Annotated in this window: 15 protein-coding genes and 1 tRNA gene; 9 read left to right on the top strand and 7 right to left on the bottom strand. The window is 59.8% G+C overall.

Going from position 1 to position 19,122, the window contains the following annotated elements; translation table 11 throughout:
* Positions 1-4 precede the first annotated feature (4 nt).
* From RTS12_RS11215 to RTS12_RS11205, 3 genes are all read left to right on the top strand, one after another.
* A complete protein-coding gene (locus tag RTS12_RS11215; protein ID WP_312528483.1) occupies positions 5-1,183 on the top strand; it encodes a M20 aminoacylase family protein in 1,179 nt (392 codons plus the stop codon).
* Complete coding sequence (locus tag RTS12_RS11210) at positions 1,183-2,316, top strand: M20/M25/M40 family metallo-hydrolase (RefSeq protein WP_312528481.1); 1,134 nt, start codon at positions 1,183-1,185, stop codon at positions 2,314-2,316. Before RTS12_RS11215 ends, RTS12_RS11210 begins: the two co-directional genes overlap by 1 nt.
* A gap of 95 nt (positions 2,317-2,411) precedes the next feature.
* On the top strand, positions 2,412-4,736 hold the full coding sequence (locus RTS12_RS11205; RefSeq protein WP_312528479.1) for a penicillin acylase family protein: 2,325 nt from the start codon (positions 2,412-2,414) through the stop codon (positions 4,734-4,736).
* Positions 4,737-4,812: 76 nt separating this feature from the next.
* On the opposite strand, the gene RTS12_RS11200 is transcribed toward RTS12_RS11205, so the two are convergent.
* On the bottom strand, positions 4,813-4,995 hold the full coding sequence (locus RTS12_RS11200) for a hypothetical protein (protein ID WP_312528477.1): 183 nt from the start codon (positions 4,993-4,995) through the stop codon (positions 4,813-4,815).
* Positions 4,996-5,236: 241 nt separating this feature from the next.
* On the opposite strand from RTS12_RS11200, the gene RTS12_RS11195 reads away from it, so the two are divergent.
* Positions 5,237-6,586, top strand: coding sequence for a DVUA0089 family protein (locus tag RTS12_RS11195; protein WP_312528475.1), 1,350 nt, complete (start codon positions 5,237-5,239; stop codon positions 6,584-6,586).
* Positions 6,587-6,988: 402 nt separating this feature from the next.
* Here the strand turns inward: RTS12_RS11195 and RTS12_RS11190 are convergent, their stop codons facing one another.
* From RTS12_RS11190 to thrS, 4 genes are all read right to left on the bottom strand, one after another.
* Complete coding sequence (locus RTS12_RS11190; RefSeq protein WP_312528473.1) at positions 6,989-7,717, bottom strand: DsbA family oxidoreductase; 729 nt, start codon at positions 7,715-7,717, stop codon at positions 6,989-6,991.
* Positions 7,714-9,222: a class I adenylate-forming enzyme family protein gene (locus RTS12_RS11185; protein ID WP_312528471.1), complete on the bottom strand. Its 1,509-nt coding sequence runs from the start codon at positions 9,220-9,222 to the stop codon at positions 7,714-7,716. Before RTS12_RS11185 ends, RTS12_RS11190 begins: the two co-directional genes overlap by 4 nt.
* A gap of 126 nt (positions 9,223-9,348) precedes the next feature.
* Entirely contained in the window at positions 9,349-9,555 is a 207-nt protein-coding gene (locus RTS12_RS11180) for a cold-shock protein (protein ID WP_312528469.1), read from the bottom strand.
* Between the two features lie 202 nt (positions 9,556-9,757).
* Positions 9,758-11,707 carry a threonine--tRNA ligase gene (thrS, locus tag RTS12_RS11175; protein WP_312528467.1) on the bottom strand — a complete coding sequence of 650 codons (1,950 nt, stop codon included), beginning with the start codon at positions 11,705-11,707 and terminating at the stop codon, positions 9,758-9,760.
* Positions 11,708-11,841: 134 nt separating this feature from the next.
* Here thrS and RTS12_RS11170 point away from each other — a divergent pair, with 134 nt between their 5' ends.
* A complete protein-coding gene (locus RTS12_RS11170) occupies positions 11,842-12,588 on the top strand; it encodes an alpha/beta hydrolase (RefSeq protein WP_312528465.1) in 747 nt (248 codons plus the stop codon).
* A gap of 405 nt (positions 12,589-12,993) precedes the next feature.
* Here the strand turns inward: RTS12_RS11170 and phaZ are convergent, their stop codons facing one another.
* Entirely contained in the window at positions 12,994-14,280 is a 1,287-nt protein-coding gene (phaZ, locus tag RTS12_RS11165) for a polyhydroxyalkanoate depolymerase (RefSeq protein ID WP_312528463.1), read from the bottom strand.
* An 831-nt stretch (positions 14,281-15,111) separates the two neighbouring features.
* Between phaZ and phaC the strand changes: the two genes are divergently transcribed.
* From phaC to RTS12_RS11145, 4 genes are all read left to right on the top strand, one after another.
* Entirely contained in the window at positions 15,112-16,803 is a 1,692-nt protein-coding gene (gene phaC / locus RTS12_RS11160; RefSeq protein ID WP_409455683.1) for a class I poly(R)-hydroxyalkanoic acid synthase, read from the top strand.
* Positions 16,804-16,938: 135 nt separating this feature from the next.
* Positions 16,939-17,415 (top strand): Phasin, encoded by a 477-nt coding sequence (locus RTS12_RS11155; RefSeq protein WP_312528459.1) that lies wholly within the window; start codon positions 16,939-16,941, stop codon positions 17,413-17,415.
* 184 nt (positions 17,416-17,599) lie between these two features.
* Positions 17,600-18,178, top strand: coding sequence for a polyhydroxyalkanoate synthesis repressor PhaR (gene phaR / locus RTS12_RS11150; RefSeq protein WP_312528458.1), 579 nt, complete (start codon positions 17,600-17,602; stop codon positions 18,176-18,178).
* Positions 18,179-18,225: 47 nt separating this feature from the next.
* Positions 18,226-18,315 (top strand) — tRNA-Ser (locus RTS12_RS11145).
* A 26-nt stretch (positions 18,316-18,341) separates the two neighbouring features.
* Here RTS12_RS11145 and RTS12_RS11140 read toward each other — a convergent pair.
* A partial coding sequence (locus RTS12_RS11140; RefSeq protein ID WP_312528456.1) for a tyrosine-type recombinase/integrase occupies positions 18,342-19,122 on the bottom strand: 781 nt, incomplete at its 5' end.

The following is a 19,122-nucleotide window of genomic DNA, read 5'->3' as shown; positions in this document are numbered from 1 at the left end:
CAACATGGCACTGATCAAATTCATTGAAGAGCAGGCACCAAAAATGCGTGCTGTTTTTGAAGACCTTCACGCAAACCCCGAAATCGGCTTCGAGGAAACGCGGACCGCAAGCATTGTGGCGCAGCATTTGAACGACTGGGGTTTTGACGAGGTTCATACCGGGATCGGCCAGACCGGGGTCGTGGGGATCTTGCGCGGGAAAGGGCAGGGCAACCGCCGCATCGGCTTGCGCGCCGATATGGATGCGCTGCCCATTCAGGAAATCACCGGGCTGGGCTATGCCTCGCAGAACGCGAATAAGATGCATGCTTGTGGCCATGACGGGCATACGACGATGCTGCTGGGCGCGGCGCAATATCTGGCGGAAACCCGTGATTTTGACGGAACGGCCGTTTTCATCTTCCAGCCCGCAGAAGAGGGGCTGGGCGGCGCGCGGCGCATGATCTCGGAAGGGTTGTTCCAGCGTTTCCCCGTGGATGAGATCTATGGTATGCACAACCACCCCTTCTCGCAGGTGGGAAAGGCGCGCATGCGCAAAGGGCCGATGATGGCGGGCGCGTCCTTTTTTGACCTGACCATCAAGGGCAAGGGCAGCCATGCCGCCGCACCCAACCAGTCCAAGGATGCGCTGGTGATTGGTGCGGAACTGGTCGGCCAGCTGCAAACCATCGTCTCGCGCAATGTCGATCCGGTAAAGCCTTGCGTGCTGTCATGTACGCAGTTCCACACCGGATCGGCCTATAATATCGTGCCCGAGACCGCTGTCATCACCGGGACTGTGCGCTATTTCGACCCCGAAGTCATGGAGCTGGTCGAAGCGCGGATGCGCGAATTATGCGCGGGTCTGGCGCTTGGGCATGGCATCGAGATCGATGTCGATATTCGCAATGTCTTTAACGTCCTGATCAACCAGCCCGAGTTGACCGATGCCTATCTGGATGCTGCTGCCGATATCTTGGGCCAGGAGAATGTCAGCGATGACGGGCCGCTGCTGATGGGCTCTGAGGATTTCGCCGATATGTCCGACGTGGTTCCCGGTGCCTATATCAACGTCATGCATGGCGGTCAGGCCGCATTGCACAACCCCGCCTTCGTCCTTGATCCGGCGGTGCTGCCGGTCGGTTCCTCAATCTATGCCCGCATCATCGAGCGCCGTATGCCGATGAACAAGGATGCTGCGTGATGTCATTTCTTGATCTGAATTTCGACAATGAAGATATGATCCGCCGTTTGCAGCCGTGGATCGAAACGGAAAGCCCGACCTTTGACGCGCAGGCGATGGCGCGCATCGTCGATGTGGTTGCCTATGATTGTGCTGCGGCAGGGGCCTCGATCGAGGTGATACCTGGGCGGATGGGCTTGGGCCCCTCGCTGCGGGTCAAGTTTCCCCATGCCGATCAGGGCAAGCCGGGGATCTTGGTTTCCGGCCATCTGGATACGGTTCATCCTGTCGGCACGCTGGCGCAAAACCCCTGGCGGCGCGAAGGGGGCAAAATCTATGGCCCGGGCATTCAGGACATGAAGGGCGGCAATTTCGTCGCGCTTGAGGCCATGCGTCAGATCATGCGCGCCGGAATGAAAACGCCGCTGCCCGTCACCTTCCTGCTGACCCCCGACGAAGAAATCGGCACCCCCGCCACGCGCGATCTGATCGAGCAAGAGGCGCTGCTGAACAAATGCGTCATCGTTCCCGAACCTGCTCATAACGGGCATGATTGCGTGATCGGGCGCTATGCGATCGCACGTTTCAATCTGGAAACCCGCGGGCGACCCTCGCATGCGGGATGGGCGCTGAAGGAAGGGCGCTCGGCGATTGCGATGATGGCGCGCAAGATCCCGGAAATCGAGGCGATGACCACGGATGACTGCACCTTCTCGGTCGGCGTGATCCATGCCGGGCAATGGGTGAACTGCGTGTCCTCCTCGTGCTTTGCCGAGGTTTTGTCGATGGCCAAGACCGATGAGGATCTTGAGGCAGGCGTCAAGGCAATGCTGGGGCTGGCCGACAGCGTCAACGACGTTGAGTTCATCGTCACCCGAGGCGTGACCCGCCCGGTCTGGAAACCCGGTCAACCGCAGGATCTGGCGCTGTTTGACGTCGCCTCTGATGTGGCCAAACGCATCGGTTTCACACTTGGGCATTGCCCCTCGGGCGGTGGCTCGGATGGCAACTTCACCGGCGCGCTTGGAATTGCGACCATCGATTCAACCGGCGTTCGCGGTGCGGGACTTCACACCCTGAATGAGCATATTTTCGAGGATTGCCTGGTCGAGCGTGCCAAGTTTCACGCGGGCCTGTTCCTTGAACTGACCTGATTCAACGGTTTAGCGACCAGCGACCAGCGGTCGCGCCCCGGGGCCATTTGGGCTGCGGGGCGCGATCTTCAATCCCTTTCGGATGCCCGACCAAGATGACCCAGCCCCACCAGCACCATTTGCGCGGCCTTCATGACGAGGTCTCGATCCGGATCGATCCCTGGGGCATTGCCCATATTTCGGCGCAAAACCGCGACGATCTGTTTTTCGCCCAAGGCTGGAACGCGGCGCGTGACAGGTTGTGGCAGATTGATCTGGCGCGCAAACGCGGGCTTGGCCTTTTGGCGGGTGATTTCGGTCCGGGCTATCTGGCACAGGACCGCGCCTCGCGCCTGCTGCTTTATCGCGGAGATATGGCGCAAGAATGGGCATGCTATGCCCCTGACGCCCGCGAGATCTGCACGGCCTTTGTGGCGGGGATCAACGCCTATGTTATGGGAACGCGATCGGGCAAAAACGCGCTGCCGCCCGAGTTTGCTTTGCTGGGCAATCAGCCGGATCTTTGGGCACCCGAGGATGTGGTGCGCATCCGCAGCCACTCTTTGACCCGCAATGCCACATCCGAGATTTTGCGGGCCCGCGTATTGGCGCTGATGGGCCCGGTCGCGGGGACAAAGTTGGATCAGCTGCGCAAGAAGCTAGAGCCAGCCATCGCCCCCACAATCGCACAAGGTCTGGATCTGGACGATCTGCCCGATCAGGTCTTACGAGACTTCTTGCTGGGGGTCAGCCCGGTCAGCTTCTCAGCCAAGCGTCTTGCCGCGCCCTTGCAGGATGCAGATCTTTGGGTGCAGCCGACCGCTTTGGGTGAAATCGACCGCATCGCCAGTTCGGAAGGGTCGAACAATTGGGTGATTGCGGCCCATCGCAGCGAGTCAGGCCGTCCGATCCTATGCCTTGACCCCCATCGCACCCATTGCCTGCCATCGGTGCGCTATATGGTCCATCTGACGATGCCGGGCTTTGATGCGATTGGCGCAGGTGAGGCCATGGTGCCGGGTATTTCCATGGGTCATAACGGCAGCGCGGCCTTTGGATTGACGATCTATGGCGACGATCAAGAGGATCTATATGTCTATGATCTGCACCCGGACGATCAGGGGCTTTATCGTTATGACAACCAGTGGGAAGCGATCACGACTCTGACCGAAACCATTCCCGTGCGGGGGCATCCCGATCAGCAGATCGAACTGCCCTTCACCCGGCATGGGCCGGTTTTATATCGGCACAATGGGCGCGCTTTTGGTTTGCGCACGGTCTGGACCCAGCCGGGAAGTGCCCCCTATATGGCCAGCCTGTCGGTCATGCGCGCGACATCCAAAGAGACCTATCTTGCAGCCCTTCGGGGCTGGGGCTGTCCATCGGTCAATCATATTTACGGTGATTGCGCCGGCGATATCGTCTGGAAGCCTTCGGGCGCATCGCCGATCCGCGACGGCTGGGAGGGGCTTTTGCCTGTTCCCGGCGATGGTCGGTTCGAGTGGAAGGGCATGATGCCCGCCAGCGACACCCCGGTCGAGATCAACCCGGCGCGCGGCTATATCGCCACGGCCAATGCGATGAACCTGCCAGCCGATTGGCAGGGCGCGCGCCCGGGCTATGAATGGCTTGATCCCAGTCGGCACGATTTCCTGAATACGACTTTGGCAGAAAATGCGCGGGTCAGCTTGCAAGATTGTGCCCAGATGCAGCTGAGCCTTCATTCCAATCTTGCCGTCTCGCTGGCCAATTGGCTGCAAAGACCCGAGATGCGATCCGCGGTTTCGCCTGCCATTCTTGAGCTGCTTGCCGATTTCACGGGCGATCTGGCGCCCGGCTCGGCCGCTGGTGCCTTGCTGGAAATTTGGCTGTCACGCCATCTTGGCCCAGCCATCGCCAGACTAGAGGGGGCAAATGCGCAGGTTCTGAGCCTGCTGGCGCCCTATGATGGACCCGCGCTGGTGGATTGGCTTGATCAGCAAAGCGCGGCCCCGCCTGAAATCATCGCCTCACTGGATGCGGCATGGCGCGATTGTGCGCAGATGATGGGGGCGGATGCGCGGGACTGGCAATGGGGGCAGGTGCATCGGCTGGCGCTTCGCCATACCTTGCAGGACCTGACCAGCCAAGATTGGTCATGCCCCAGCATTGCGCGGGGGGGATCGTCATCGACCGCGAATTACGCCGCATATCGCACGCAGGATCTGGCGGTCACGACCGGGCCTTCGGTTCGTATGATGATTGATGTCGGGGCTTGGGATAACAGCTTGTTCATCAACACGCCCGGCCAGTCAGGCCTTCCCACAAGTCCCCATTACCGTGATCTGCAACCCGATTGGGCGGCGGGACATTATCATCCCCTGCTGTACAGCCGCGCGCGCGTTGAGGCTGTCGCGATCAAGCAAATCACCTTGCGGCCACTGGTGTCACAGCAACATTGACCTGATTGCTGCGGCCCCAGCGGATCACGCGCAAGGGGGCCGCAAATACGTGCTTTGGACACCTTAAAAGGTGGTGTCAGGCAGCGATCCGGCTGCGTTTGGCGAAAAGCTTTTGCCAGCCCTGAACCGTTGCCTCTTCGATATAAAGAATGCCTGCGACATCCTCTGGGCTGAGCCCTTCGGCAAGAAGCAGCAGCGAATTGGCCATGCGGACCTGAAGGACCTCGGGCGATTTGCTCTGCAGGGTTTTCATCAACATGTCACGGTCTTGATCGGAGAGGTGCATTTGTCTCATCGGATTGGTGGTGCAAAGAGAGCGCGATTGTCACATACCGCGCGGCTCTGCAATGGGGCAGGGGTGATTGACCTTACGCGCTTGGCGGATTTTTGCAGCTTCGCAGATGATCGGGGCAATCGGCCTGTGCGATTGGGGCAAAACAGGCTATGCAAAGTACAAAGACCCTGCCGCTAGTGCCCGAATAACAAACGGAATTGAGCTGATGAACCCAAGCCGACCCCTGATCGCGGGGCTTACTGCCCTTTGTCTGGCCCTGCCGCTGGATGCAGCCTTGGCGCAAGAAGATGCAGCAAAAGACGCGGCAGAACTGGTCAATGCGGCGGCCGAGGCCGCAGCCGAGGCGGCGACAGAATCGGCCGCAGAGGCCGTAGCGGCCGAGGATGTGGCGGCAGATGAACAGGGCGAGATGCTGGCCTGTGGTGATGAGGTTCAGGCGGACTGGATTGGAAATAGCCGCGAGGCCTTTGACCTGCTCAACAGCCAAGAGCCGTTTCAAGAGCGTCTGACCGGGCAGGAAAGCCGCATGCGCGCTTTTCACCTGAATTCGCCCCAGTCGCTGCGCCTTGAGGCGCGCAGCAATAACAACGGGGATCCTTCGCTGCGTTTGCTGAATGCAGAAGGGGCGGAAATCGAGGCCAACGACGATCTTCCACGTACGCTGAATGCCGGGATCGAGGCCGACCTGCCCGAAGGGGATTACTGCCTTGTGCTGTCTGATCTGTCCGAAAACATGGACGTGACCCTTCAGCTGGGGCGTCAGGATCAACCCGCGCTGATCGAATCAGCCGAGCTGCAATGTGGCCCCCAAACCCCGGCAGAGATGCTGGCCCAAGGGCCGCTAGAGGCCGCTTTGGCCAAGGGGGCGGTGACCTCGCAAGGCAGTGCCGAGCGTAACCGCTATTTGCGCTTTGATCTTGCAACCCCAACCAGCCTGACGCTTTCGGCCAAGGGCGGGGGCCAGATCGATGCTTATCTGGCTCTTTTCGATGAAAACGGGCAACAGATCGCGGCCAATGATGACGCCGACGGTCGCGATCCGCGCATGGATTTCGTACCCGATCTGGCGGCGGGCAGCTATTGCCTTGGGGTTGGCGCGATGTCGCAGGGGCAGGGCATGATTTCGGTATCGGCACAGCATCTGGATGTGGCCGAGCACCTGCGTCGTGCCTATGCACGGGGCGAATTGCCGCCGGCGGATGACAGCTATCCGGTGAAGCCGCTCAGCTTTAAGGACAATTCCAGCGAAGTCATCTTGCAAGGCAGTGCCGCAACATGGTTCAGCTTCGAGCTTCCTGACCGCGCCGTGGTTGACATCCATACGCTGGGATCAGTGACCGGCGCCGATACGCGCTTGGTGCTGTTTGATGGCAAGGGGCAACTGGTCGAAGATAATGATGACGGCGAAAACAGCCGTGACGCCCGCATCGGCCCGACGGTCTTGCGGGGCGGCAAATATCATCTGGCCTTGATGGATGTGAGCGTGCAAGGCCAGCAAGGCGCGCCGCTGCGTCCGGTTGTGATCATGGCCGAAAAGTTCATTCGCGCTGAATAAGCACAGGCCAGAGCCGTGAGGAACGCCCAAGCAAAGGGCGGGGCAGATCGGCAAGAAGCGCTTCGGTCAGTCGCGCTTCGGCCGCAAGCCGATTGACCGAACACAGGGCAAAGCCGCGCCGATCATCGGCGTCCCCGGCTTTGCCTAAGGGGCCCCCCCGCAAGAACCTGTGCGCAAGGGGGGGGCGACATCTTGGCCGTTACTGGGTCATCCAAGCGCTGTTGCCCACAGGGCAGTTGGTTTGCGGCCTACGCCTACGCATCGATCCTTATGTCATGAGCTTTGAGGCCATTAGCCCTAAGGCCGGGCATGCCCCGTGGGCGGCGCGATCAGTGCGCCACCCACGGGGCATGCAGCGCTAAACGCCAAGCGGCACAAGCGCGGGGTAAGCTTTAGCCTGCACTAGGCATTGGGCGTTTTCGCGCTTTCGCTGAGTTCATCGATGACCTGTTGCCACAGCTCGGCGGGTTGGGCGCCTGATACGGCATGGCTGTCGGCGATGATAAAAGTCGGCACCGAGGAAATGCCACGCTCGCGGGCATGATGCTCGCGGCCAACCACTTGTTCGACATCGGCATCCGTTGCCAACAGTCGGCGGATCATTTCGGAATTCATCCCCGCCCCCGCAGCGATTTCGGCCAGAACATCGGGGTTGGCAATATTTTTGCCCTCGCGCCAATAGGCCCGCATCAAGGCGGACATGACCGGGGTCTGTGCGCCCTCAAGCCCTGCCCAATGCAGCAAGCGATGGGCGTTCAATGTATTGGGCACCCGCTCGATCAGCGAGGGGTTGATCCACAATCCCAATCGCTCTGACGCCTCCATGACCGGCTTCATCGCTGCGATAATGCCCTTTTCGCCCTCGAATTTCATTTTCATGTAGTCGACATAGGGCATGCCGGCGGGGGGCATTTGCGGGTCAAGCCGGAAGGGATGCCAGGTGATGGCAAAGGGATGATTGGGGCGGCTTTCCAATGCCCGGTCCAGCTCTGCCTTGGCAATCAGGCACCAGGGGCAGACGGGATCGGCAAAAATATCAAGCCGGACAGAGGCAGATGCGCCCACGCCAGTCGGCTCGGTTACCGAGGCGGCAGTCTGATCGGTGGCGGATGCGGGTTCAGCAGGCTTCATGGGTGGTCCTTGGAATGGGCCTCGCGCAGGGCGCGGCGGTTGATTTTGCCGGTCGGCGTGCGCGGCAGTTCGTTCAGATGTATGTAGGCGCGGGGTTGTTTGTAACCCGCAAGCTGCTGCGAGGCGATCTGGCGCAGCTCATCCTCGGGCGCGGTCCCGGTCCAGAAAAGCGCGATAATCGACAGATCCGGACGGATCCTAATTTCAGCGGCCGCCACCTCGCCGATTCCGGGCAGCTCGGATAGCGGCGCCTCGATTTCGGCTGGCGATAGGCGATAGCCGCCTGCGTTCATCACATCATCATCGCGCCCCAAAAGGGTAATCGCGCCCTCGGGCGAGGTCCGGGCAAGATCTCCGGTCGTGAACCAAGGGCCGTGCATTCGCGCAAGCGTGTCACCAGGCTGGTCGAGATAGCCCAGAAACAGGCCGGGATCGTCGCGGTGAATGGCAAGGCGGCCGATTTCGCCGGGGGCGACGCTTTCCCCGTTGGCATCCAGAATAGCCAGTTTTCGTCCTGTCTGCGCAAAGCCCGCCGTCCCGGCTGGCGCGGGACGCGAGGGGCTGCCCGAGAGAAAGGTCGAACATTCCGAAAGCCCCATCGCCTCGTGCAGATCGGTGCCGGTGCGCGCCAGCCATTGGCTGCGCAAGCCCGGGTCCAGCCGCTCGCCCGCGCAAAGGCCATGGCGCAGGCTGGGCCAGCTTTTCCAGTCGGCCTTGAGCATCTGGCGAAAAACGCCGGGGGCCGCGGCCAAGATCGTGGCGCCGTGGCGCGCGCCCAGCAAGGGCAGCTGTCGCGGCTCGATCCCTGCGGCGGGGATCAGCGCGGTTGCACCCATCGTCCAAGGATCAAGGAGGCCCGTGCCAAGGGTAAAGGTCCAGTTGAAGGCCCCGGCATGAAGCATCCGGTCCGATGGGGTCAGCCCGTACCAGTCATCAAACATCATGCGGCGCGCCAGAATGGCGCGGTGCGCATGCATGACGGCGCGAGGATGACCCGAGCTGCCCGAGGTGAAAATGATATAGGCCAGACGCTCGGGGTCGCCCATCGCCCAATCGGCGGGGGGCAGTTTCTCAAAGGCCAGAATCTCGGCCTCGGACAGAATCGGCGCGGGGTGATCGGGCAAGGCCACATCCTGACCTGCGATGATTAGCGCAGGATTGGTTTGCTGCGCCAGCCGGGTGATTTCGGGAGCGGTCAGCATGGCCGAAGTCGGAATGGGAACCAGCCCGGCAGCAATGGCGCCAAGAAAAGCCACGGCAAAGACCGGGCGATTGCCAAGGCGCAACAAGATCCGGTCTCCTGGAACCAGCCCCGCTGCCAAAAGCCCGGTCGCTGTGCCGCGCACCGCTGAGGTCAGGCGGGCATAGGACCACCGCTCGGCGCGAGAGGGGCCAAGGATGGCCAAGGCGGCCTTGTCGGGATGGGCAAGGCCCGCCGCAAGAACATGGTGGGCAAGGTTCATCGCGGCAGGCCGATCAAAGGGCCGGGTAGGTGGGGACGGCATGGCAGCATCATTATTCATAATCAGGCGGGGCATCATCGCCACCAGTGTGGGGCATAACCTGAGATGGGCCAAAAGAAAAACGGCCCGCAGGCGGGCCGTTCGGGATGCTGAAAGTATGGACTGCGATCAGAGCAGGGTGATGTCGCTTGCCGACGAGCGACCGTCGCGACCAGCCTGCAGTTCGTAGTTGACCTTCTGGTTGTCATTCAGGCCGGTCAGGCCAGCGCGTTCGACTGCCGAAATATGCACGAACACATCTTTGCCGCCATCGTCAGGTGCGATGAAACCATAACCCTTGGTGGCGTTGAACCATTTTACGGTACCGGTAGCCATTACCGTCTCTCCTCAGAATTTCCCGGGTGCGAGATTGCCCCTAGGCCGTGCAGCCTTTCCGTGTTTCGTCCGGCTGCCCGTGAAGGGAGGCGGTAGAAAGTCGTGCCCACGACGAAAAGTTTGCTCGGTTTATCGGAAAAAACAAGTGCGAATGCGCGGGATTCTAAAATCCCGCGCATTCGAATTCCCGCAAATCGGCGGATCAGCGCTGATCAGGGGCAGTTGCCTCAATCGTGAGTGCGGCAAGCGCATCGACAATGCTCATTGATTCGCTGCCCTGCTTATCAAGGCGGCGGACAGAAACGGTTCGCTCGGCGACCTCTTTCATGCCCACAGCCATGATCACCGGAACCTTACCGACGGAATGTTCGCGGACTTTGTAGTTGATTTTTTCATTGCGGGTATCGGCTTCTGCGCGAATGCCCGCGGCCTTCAGCAGCTCGACCACCTCATGGACATAGTCATCGGCATCCGAAACGATCGAGGCGACCACGACCTGACGCGGGGCCAGCCACAGGGGGAATTTGCCCGCATGGCTTTCGATCAGAATGCCGATGAAACGCTCGAAGCTGCCAAGAACGGCGCGGTGCAGCATATAGGGGCGATGTTTCGCACCATCTTCGGCGATGTAATTGGCATCCAGACGCTCGGGCAGGTTCGGGTCGACCTGAAGCGTTCCGCATTGCCAGTCACGGCCAATGGCATCGCGCAGCACGAATTCCAGTTTCGGGCCATAGAAGGCACCCTCGCCGGGGTTCAGCTCGTAGCTATAGCCCGCTTTGGTGCAGGCATTGGCCAAAGCGGCCTCGACGATATCCCAGCTTTCCTCCGAGCCGATACGGTTCTCGGGGCGGGTCGATAGCTTGATGCGGAAATCCTCAAAGCCAAGATCTTTGTAGACCATCGACAGGAAATCGATGAATTTCTTGGTTTCGGGCTCGATCTGGGCCTCGGTGCAGAAGATATGCGCATCATCTTGCGTGAAGCCACGCACGCGCATGATGCCGTGCAGCGCGCCCGAGGGCTCATAGCGGTTGCAGGCACCGAATTCGGCCATGCGCAACGGCAGGTCGCGATAGGATTTAAGCCCGACGTTGAACACCTGCACATGGCAGGGGCAGTTCATCGGCTTGAGCGCATTGACAGTTTTTTCGCGGGCATGGTCTTCGTCGACTTCGACGATGAACATGTTTTCCTGATAGTTTTCCCAATGGCCCGACGCTTCCCACAGCTTGCGGTTCACGACTTGCGGGGTATTGACCTCGACATAGCCGCCACGGCGCTGCTGGCGACGCATGTAATCTTGCAGCGTCGTATAGATCGTCCAGCCGTTCGGATGCCAAAAGACCTGACCGGGGGCCTCTTCTTGCATATGGAACAGATCCATCTCGCGGCCCAGCTTGCGGTGGTCGCGTTTGGCGGCCTCCTCGAGCATGGTCATATGGGCCTTCAGCTCATCACGGTTGCGGAAGGCCACGCCATAGATGCGCTGCAGCATCGGACGCGAACTGTCGCCCAACCAATAGGCACCGGCAACATGGGTCAATTTAAAGGCATCGGCGGGAACCTGACCCGTCGATTGCAGATGCGGTCCGCGGCACAGATCCTGCCAATCGCCGTGCCAGTACATCCGCAGATCCTCGCCCTCGGGGATGCGGTTGATCAGTTCGACCTTGAAGGGCTCGTTGCGGTCCTCATAGTGTTTCAGCGCACGGGCGCGGTCCCAGACCTCGGTGCGGACGGGATCTTTGGCATTGATGATTTGCTTCATCTTCTGCTCGATCTGGCCCAGATCTTCGGGGGTGAAAGGTTCGGCGCGGTCAAAGTCATAAAACCAGCCGGCATCGCGAACCGGGCCGATCGTCACCTTCACATCGGGCCAGATTTCCTGCACGGCACGGGCCATGATATGGGCCAGATCGTGACGGATCAGCTCCAGCGCGGGTGCCTCGTCCTTGATCGTATTGATGCGCAGTGCTGCCGAGGCCTGGATCGGCCAGGCCAGATCGATGTGCTGGCCATCAAGATTTGCGGAAATGGCCGCCTTGGCAAGGCTGGGCGCAATCGAGGCTGCCACTTCGCCAGCCGTGATCCCTTTGGGATATTCACGGATATTGCCATCGGGAAAAGTAAGAGAGATCAGGTCGGCCATATCTGGCTCCTCGTCGGTTTGGCGCCCACGGAACGCCCGGTTGCGGGTTATGTTTTCGGCGGTTTATGTGGACGCTTTGACCGGCGAAGTCAATGCGGCTATCGCTGGGGGGGGGAACCAGAAAAGGCAGTAGCATGACCGAATATCTTGACACATCCGCAGGCCGCCGTATCGCCTATAACCAAAGCGAGGGCCATGGAACCGGCGTGGTTTTTCTGGGCGGGTTCCGGTCGGATATGCAGGGCACAAAGGCCGTGGCCCTAGAGGAATGGGCGAGATCGCAAGGCCGTCCTTTCCTGCGATTTGACTATTCCGGCCATGGCGAAAGCAGCGGCAATTTTGAAGAGGGCGCGATTGGCGATTGGTTTGCCGATGCAACTGCCGCCATTTCGGCACTGACGCAGGGCCCGCAGGTTTTGGTGGGATCTTCGATGGGGGGATGGATCGCACTGTTGTTGGCGCGGGCCATGCCACAGAAAATTGCGGGCTTGGTGACGGTCGCCGCGGCGCCTGATTTCACCGAGCAAGGATTCTGGGCCGGCTTTACCAAGGTTCAGCGCGCGCGCCTGATCGCCGATGGCAAGATCGAGATCCCCAGCGATTATGACGCCCCCTATGCCATCACCCACCGCCTGATCGAGGATGGCCGCGCGCATCTGGTGATGCAGCAGCCCTTGGATCTGCCTTTCCCGGTGCGGCTGTTGCAAGGCACGATGGATGCAGATGTGCCAATGGAATGGGCGCTGGATCTGTTGGAACATGCAACGGGCACAGATATTCGGCTGACTTTGGTCAAGGGCGCGGATCACCGCTTCTCGACCCCCGATTGTCTGGCGCAAATCACGACCTCGGTCGAAGAGGTCCTGGCGGCCGCGGGCTGACAAGGGCGCACGGGCTGCCTGAGAGCGGCCAAGGGTAGTCACGCAGGGGCTGCGCCCCTTGGGCACCGCTGCGTGATCACTGAATAGACTAAACAATGGTTGAATAGACGAAAAATGGTGAGGCCCCCAAGGCGGGGGCCTTTGCGTGATGGTCGCTGATATGGGTTTTCTGACATGCACAGCCCTAACATCACGTGTTGCACCACCCGGCGGGGCGGAAGCCGACGATCCGGAAACTGAGGGGGCACTGTCGGACTGCGCATTGTCGGATTAGGCACAATCGGACGAAGCACAATCGGGCGGGGTGCAATCGGGCGTGGCGGTCATTTGACGCGCCATCCCCGCAGTCACGCAGAAACAAGGCGCGGCGGACCGCGCCTTTGCTAGATGCCTGAAGATGTCGGCTTAAACGTCCTTTTTGCGGCGCTTGCGGCGGTGCAGATCGTCGGTCAGATGTTCGTCAATGAAATCAAGAACCAAAGGACGGATGTTCAATCGCCAGCTTTTTCCGGCGAAAATGCCGTAATGGCCGGCCCCCGGTTCGAGGTGCTGGACCTTTTTGGCATCTGGCACGCCAGTGCATAGCGCCAAAGCCGCAACGCATTGGCCCGGGGCGGAAATATCGTCATTCGCGCCCTCGACCGTCATCACGGCCACATCCTTGATTTTGCCAAGATCAACTTTGCGACCATCGACGGAAAAGTCGTTACGCGCGATCTCGAGGCCTTTGAAGATACGCTCGACCGTCGACAGGTAGAATTCGGCGGTCATATCCATGACGGCCAGATATTCGTCATAGAACTTGTTGTGACGGTCGTGTTCCGAGCCTTCGCCCCGCGCCTCGGCAAAAATCTTGTCGATAAAGGCCGTGGCATGGGTCTCGGCATTCATGGCGATGAATGAGGAAAGCTGCGCCAGCCCCGGATAGACCATGCGCCCGGCGCCGCGATATTTAAAACCAACCTGCTGGATCATCAGATGCTCCAGCTCGCCCATGGTCATGCGATTGCCGAAATCAGTGACCTCGGTGGCTGCGGCATCGGGATCGATGGGGCCACCGATCAAGGTCAGGGTGCGCGGCTGGGCATCGGGATCTTCTTCGGCCAGAATGGCGGTTGCGGCCAAAGCCAGCGGCGCAGGCTGGCAGATCGCAATGACATTGGTGTCTGGGCCAAGAAAGCGGAAAAATTCGACCAGATATTTGGTGTAATCTTCGATATCAAACTTGCCAGCGCTGACCGGAATGTCGCGCGCATTGTGCCAGTCGGTGACGTAAACGTCGCAATCGGGCAACAGCGAGGCCACGGTCGAGCGCGCCAAGGTTGCGTAATGCCCCGACATCGGGGCGACCACCAAGACCTTGCGCGGCATCGGTGCGCGGCGCGCCACCCGGAAATGGACGAGATCGCCAAAGTCCTTTTTCAGCACCGGCTCGACATAGATAATATGGTCCTGACCGTCTTCGCCGATAATGGCGGGGATCTTCCAATCGGGCTTGATGACCATGCGCGCAAAGCTGCGCTCGGTCACGCGACCCCATGCGGACATCATCTTGAACATCGGATGAGGCGTCAGCGCGAAGGCAGGGTACGAGGCCAAGGCGCGTGCGCTGGCTCCCATCCATTCATTGGTGTTCCGAATTGTCTCCATCGCATCATAGGAGATGATCCCGCGCAGGCCCTTATATTTCATGATTGGTTTACTTTCCTTGATGTACCAACGGCAGGGACAGGAGCGCCTTTACCTGAAAATCATGCTAGGCATAATGTCGTTAATAGTTAGGGAGGATTTAATTTTATGACAAGCGGCGAGGACAAGAAGGACGTGACGCCAGAAGGCCCTGAATCGAGAGGAAACTCCTCGATCAAGGGGCGGAAAGCAGGTGATTCGTCCGTTTTGGCCGAGAAAACGCCGATTTCTTCCGCGCGAATCTCTGACACGGAAAGCGCTGCTGCGGCCGCGCGATTCGCAGCTGAAGGCGATAAGCCATCGCGCCGCCCGGCCAAAGTCAAAGCGAAGGCCACATCCAAGCCCGCTGCAACGGCTGAACCACCCAAGCCTGCAGCCGCAAAAAGGGTGTCCCGGAAGGCAGCTTTGGCAAGTCAGGCTGTCACTGCGGCTGGCTCAGATGCGATCGAAGAGAAATCCCCGGCCCTGGCAACGGCCACTGAACCCCAGCGCAAAAGGGCGGCTGGCGCGAAACCCCGTGCGGGTGCCAGCAGCCGTGCGCGCGCGCCGGGCAGGGCGGCGGATACGCGCAGCGTGACGCATAAAGCGGCGACGCCCAAAGCCGAAAAAACGCGTGCCCCGCAACCCACCAGCCCAATAGGGGACCAGATTGCGCAGGCCGAAACCGATCCGTCGGCTGTGCCCGCACCCACCGTGGCACCCGCAGCCACAGAAAGCGCAACCATCACCGGCACCACCGCCGCCTTCGTCGAGGCGGCCTTTGGTCAAAACAGCAATCTGCCCGGTCAGCTGGTTCAAAACATCGAGCGGATCGAGGCTTTGACCCAGCGTCTGATGAAGGCGATGGCGCAGCGCCGCTCGCGCAATGCCGGGGTCGAGGCGCCTGGCCCCGAGCTTTATACCTCGGCTGCGGCGGCTTGGCTGAAGCTTTTGGCCGAACAGCCCGCCCGCGTGCTGGGTCAGCAGGTGCATTATTGGGGCGAAACCCTGCGACATGTCGCCGAAAGCCAATCGGCGCTGGCGCGCGGGCAGGCACCCGAACCCTCGCTCGAGGAAAAGGCCGATCGCCGCTTTCAAAACCCCTTGTGGACCAGCCATCCGTTTTTCAGCTTCGTGAAGCGCCAGTACCAGATCAATGCCGAGGCAATGGAGGCTGCGGCCGCTGGCCTTGAGATCGAGGACCAGACCGAGCGCAGGCGCATTGACTGGTTCACCCGCCAGATCATCGACATGATGGCGCCTACGAATTTTCTGGCGACCAATCCCGACGCGCTGGAAAAAGCCGTCGCGACCGAGGGGGAGAGCCTGGTCAAAGGCTTGGAAAATCTCGTCCGCGATGTCGAAGAGCATGGCGGTGAAATCATCGTCTCGCTGGCTGATCGCGACGCTTTCCGCGTCGGGGAAAACATCGGCACGACCGAAGGCACCGTCGTTGCGCGCGCCCCCCTATATGAGCTGATCCAGTATAAGCCGACGACCGATCAGGTTCACGCCATCCCCGTCGTGATCTTCCCGCCCTGGATCAATAAATTCTATATCCTTGATCTTAAGCCGCAAAATAGTCTGATCAAATGGATCGTCGATCAGGGTTACAGCCTGTTTGTGGTGGCGTGGAGAAATCCAGACACCAGTTTCGCGCAGACGGGTATGGATGATTACGTCAGCGCCTATCTGGAGGTAATGGACCGCATCCAGGACCTGACCGGCGAGGAAAAGGTCAATGCGGTGGGCTATTGCATCGCCGGGACCACGCTTGCGCTGACATTGGCGCTGCTTAAGTCGCGTGGCATCGACCGGGTGAACTCGGCCACATTCTTTACCACATTGACGGATTTCGCCGAACAAGGAGAGTTCACGACCTATCTGCAAGACGATTTCGTGTCCGGGATCGAGGATGAGGTGCGCGACAAGGGGGTGCTGTCATCGGCGCTGATGACGCGCACCTTTAGCTTTTTGCGTGCCAATGATCTGGTTTGGGCCCCCGCAATCCGCAGCTATATGCTGGGCGAGGCCCCGCCTGCTTTCGATCTGTTGTTCTGGAACGGAGATGGCACCAACCTGCCGGGGCGAATGGCGGTCGAATATTTGCGTGGCCTTTGCCAGAAAAACGCCTTTGCGCAGGATGGTTTTACGGTTTTGGGGCAAAAGGTCCATCTGTCGGATGTCTTGCTGCCGATCTGTGCCATCGCCTGCGAAACCGATCACATTGCCCCCTGGCGCGACAGCTGGCGCGGCATCGCGCAGATGGGATCGACAGACCGGCGTTTCATTTTGTCGCAATCGGGTCATATCGCCGGGATCATCAACCCGCCCAGCAAAAAGAAATACGGCCATTACACCTCGGATGCGGGCTTTGCTCAGGGCAGTGACCACTGGCTTGACCAGGGGCAATTTCACGAAGGAAGCTGGTGGGCGGGCTGGTCGGATTGGCTAAAGGGCCGCTCGGGCGGGCTGATCGACGCGCGTGATCCCGGAAAGGGCTTTGGCCCCGCGCCGGGCAGCTATGTTCACGAGCGCCCCAGATAGGGCGTGTACTCATAATTTCTGCAGTGCAGCAATAAAAAGCTTGAAATGCTGCACTGCAGAATGTATATAGGCTGCATGGACGGAATTGTAACTGGCAGCTCCACCGCTTGAGCCGCCTCTGACGGAGTAGCAGCAATGGCAAAGACCCCCGATTTCACAAAAGCTTACCAAGATATTCTTGCAAAATTCCCGGTCGACACCTCGTCGCTGCAGGATGCATTCAAAAGCCAGACCGCTTTGGGCGAAAAACTGACGCGCATCTCGCTGGCCGCAGCCGAGCGCTCGACCGAGATTTCGGCTCAGTGGGCAAAAGACACCATCAGCCGCTTTGGCGAGCTGGCCGCGTCGAAAGATGAGCCCGCAGATTATGCAAAAGCCATGAACGACTTCGCTTCGGCTGCTGCTGAAGCCGCTGCCGAGCACATGGCGTCTTACGCCGAAGTCGCCAAGCAGGTTCAGATGGACACCGTCGATCTGATGATGACCGCTGGCAAGGATATTGCTTCGGAAACGCAAAAAGCCGCTGAAAAAGCCGCGCGCGAGACCCAGGCTGCTGTTAAAAAAGCAACGACCGCCGCAACCGCGACGACCGCAGCTGCCAACAAAGCCTGATCTCAGGCTGATCAGTTTGTGAAATGGGGCGCGGGTTTTGTGCCCCCTTTTTCATGTCCCTCCGTCGCAAGGCAGGGGCCGCATCGCCACCCGCCCTGGCAACAGATCGGCTTTGCGCTGTTTTTCTTTGCATTTCCGTGGATGATTTTTAATCATGCTGCAAATGCAATACCGGGAGAGGTCGATGACCAAGGCCGACACGTCAACGCCGCTGCTGATCAAACGCTATGCCAGTCGCCGGCTGTATAACACCGAGACCAGCGATTACGTCACCCTTGAGGATATTGCCGGCTTCATTCGGGCAGGGCGGCAGGTCCAGATCGTTGACCTGAAGTCTGGCGATGACCTGACGCGCCAGTATCTTTTGCAAATCATTGCCGAGCATGAAAGCCGGGGCGAGAACATTCTGCCCTTGGACGTTCTGACGGATCTGGTGCGCAGCTATACGACACAAGCGCAATCGGTCGTGCCGCAATTCCTTGCCGCCAGCTTCGAGATGCTGCGTGAGGGGCAGTCAAAGGTCATGGAAAATCTTTCGACTTTTCCTAATCCTATGTCGTCGATGCCGGGATTCGAGGCACTGCGTCGTCAGCAAGAGCTGTTCATGAAGGCCATGACCTCTGGCTGGCCGGGCGCCAGCGGCCCCGAGCAGGAAGACGAGGATGGGGCCGCCAAACCAGCAGGAACAGTCGCGACTGGGGACGATATGTCCGAAATCAGGCGCCAGCTTGCCGAGCTGCAAAAAAGGATTTCAAAGCTTTGATTTAGACCGCTTGCGTCCCGCCCCGGCTCGGGTTAAGTGACGCGAATGGACAGTTGGCCGAGTGGTCGAAGGCGCACGCCTGGAAAGTGTGTAGGCGGGGAACCGTCTCGAGGGTTCGAATCCCTCACTGTCCGCCACCCCTCTTTTAAGTAATTGAATTTACTTAGAAATTAACAGGTTTTCCACCTGTGCCCAAGAATTTTCCAACGTTCTGGCCTTGTTCTGTTCCGCGAACTGCTCGGCGACGGTCTGCCGACTTGGTGTAATGGTCCACTTCTCGAAGCGTTTCGTGGCCGGTCCAGGCGGCAATCTGGTGAGCTGATGCACCACCCTCTGCGAGCTCTGTTGCAAGGCTTTTGCGCAATCCGTGCGCACTTTTCTTGAAGCCGGCAGCTACTGCCGCTTCCCTGATCATCGTTCCCAGCGCCTTCTCGGATCTGGTTCGACCTTTGGCTTGCAGAAATGTCATCTGACCCGAAAGCGTGTCGAGCGATTGCAGCATAAGATCGCGGTCGCGGCTCAGATGAATGGCGAAATCTGGCAACGGGCAACCCCACGGGACATGAGCCATTCCACCCGTCTTTTGCTGTCGATAGCTCAGCACCCCGTCGCGAGCTATCATGCCCTGACCAATCATGACTGCATCGCTGATCCGCGCGCCTGTGAAGCGCAGCAACTCCATCGCAGCACGAGTGGCTGATCCGATCGGCCAGCGGCGACGAAACTCCTCGATCTCGGCCAACGACCACGGTGGATGGCCCTCTGTCTTGGCAAGTTTCGGCATTGCAACATCAAGGGCCTCGTTTCGCTCAAGCAAGCCTGCCGAAACACCATAGCTGCAAAGAAAGCGCCAGGTTCTTAGACGGTGTCCTTGCGCATTTGCTTTGGGCAGATTCGCGCGGATGTGCTTTGCCCTTAGCCCGCCCGCACCGAGTGTGCCAAAC

The sequence above is a fragment of the Paracoccus sp. (in: a-proteobacteria) genome (genome assembly GCF_032007265.1).
In the GTDB taxonomy this organism is placed as follows: domain Bacteria; phylum Pseudomonadota; class Alphaproteobacteria; order Rhodobacterales; family Rhodobacteraceae; genus Paracoccus.
Note: the sequence above shows the minus strand (reverse complement) of the source record. Positions and strands in the feature narration are given on the sequence as shown.

Bases quoted from the DNA above. Each gene is read 5' to 3' on its own strand.
- thrS (WP_312528467.1), bottom strand. From the start codon at position 11,707: ATGGCCGACCTGATCTCTCTTACTTTTCCCGATGGCAATATCCGTGAA.
- RTS12_RS11205 (WP_312528479.1), top strand. From the start codon at position 2,412: ATGACCCAGCCCCACCAGCACCATTTGCGCGGCCTTCATGACGAGGTC.
- RTS12_RS11190 (WP_312528473.1), bottom strand. From the start codon at position 7,717: ATGAAGCCTGCTGAACCCGCATCCGCCACCGATCAGACTGCCGCCTCG.
- RTS12_RS11210 (WP_312528481.1), top strand. From the start codon at position 1,183: ATGTCATTTCTTGATCTGAATTTCGACAATGAAGATATGATCCGCCGT.
- RTS12_RS11170 (WP_312528465.1), top strand. From the start codon at position 11,842: ATGACCGAATATCTTGACACATCCGCAGGCCGCCGTATCGCCTATAAC.
- RTS12_RS11215 (WP_312528483.1), top strand. From the start codon at position 5: ATGGCACTGATCAAATTCATTGAAGAGCAGGCACCAAAAATGCGTGCT.
- RTS12_RS11155 (WP_312528459.1), top strand. From the start codon at position 16,939: ATGGCAAAGACCCCCGATTTCACAAAAGCTTACCAAGATATTCTTGCA.
- phaC (WP_409455683.1), top strand. From the start codon at position 15,112: ATGAAGGCGATGGCGCAGCGCCGCTCGCGCAATGCCGGGGTCGAGGCG.
- RTS12_RS11180 (WP_312528469.1), bottom strand. From the start codon at position 9,555: ATGGCTACCGGTACCGTAAAATGGTTCAACGCCACCAAGGGTTATGGT.
- RTS12_RS11185 (WP_312528471.1), bottom strand. From the start codon at position 9,222: ATGCCGTCCCCACCTACCCGGCCCTTTGATCGGCCTGCCGCGATGAAC.
- phaR (WP_312528458.1), top strand. From the start codon at position 17,600: ATGACCAAGGCCGACACGTCAACGCCGCTGCTGATCAAACGCTATGCC.
- RTS12_RS11200 (WP_312528477.1), bottom strand. From the start codon at position 4,995: ATGTTGATGAAAACCCTGCAGAGCAAATCGCCCGAGGTCCTTCAGGTC.
- phaZ (WP_312528463.1), bottom strand. From the start codon at position 14,280: ATGAAATATAAGGGCCTGCGCGGGATCATCTCCTATGATGCGATGGAG.
- RTS12_RS11195 (WP_312528475.1), top strand. From the start codon at position 5,237: ATGAACCCAAGCCGACCCCTGATCGCGGGGCTTACTGCCCTTTGTCTG.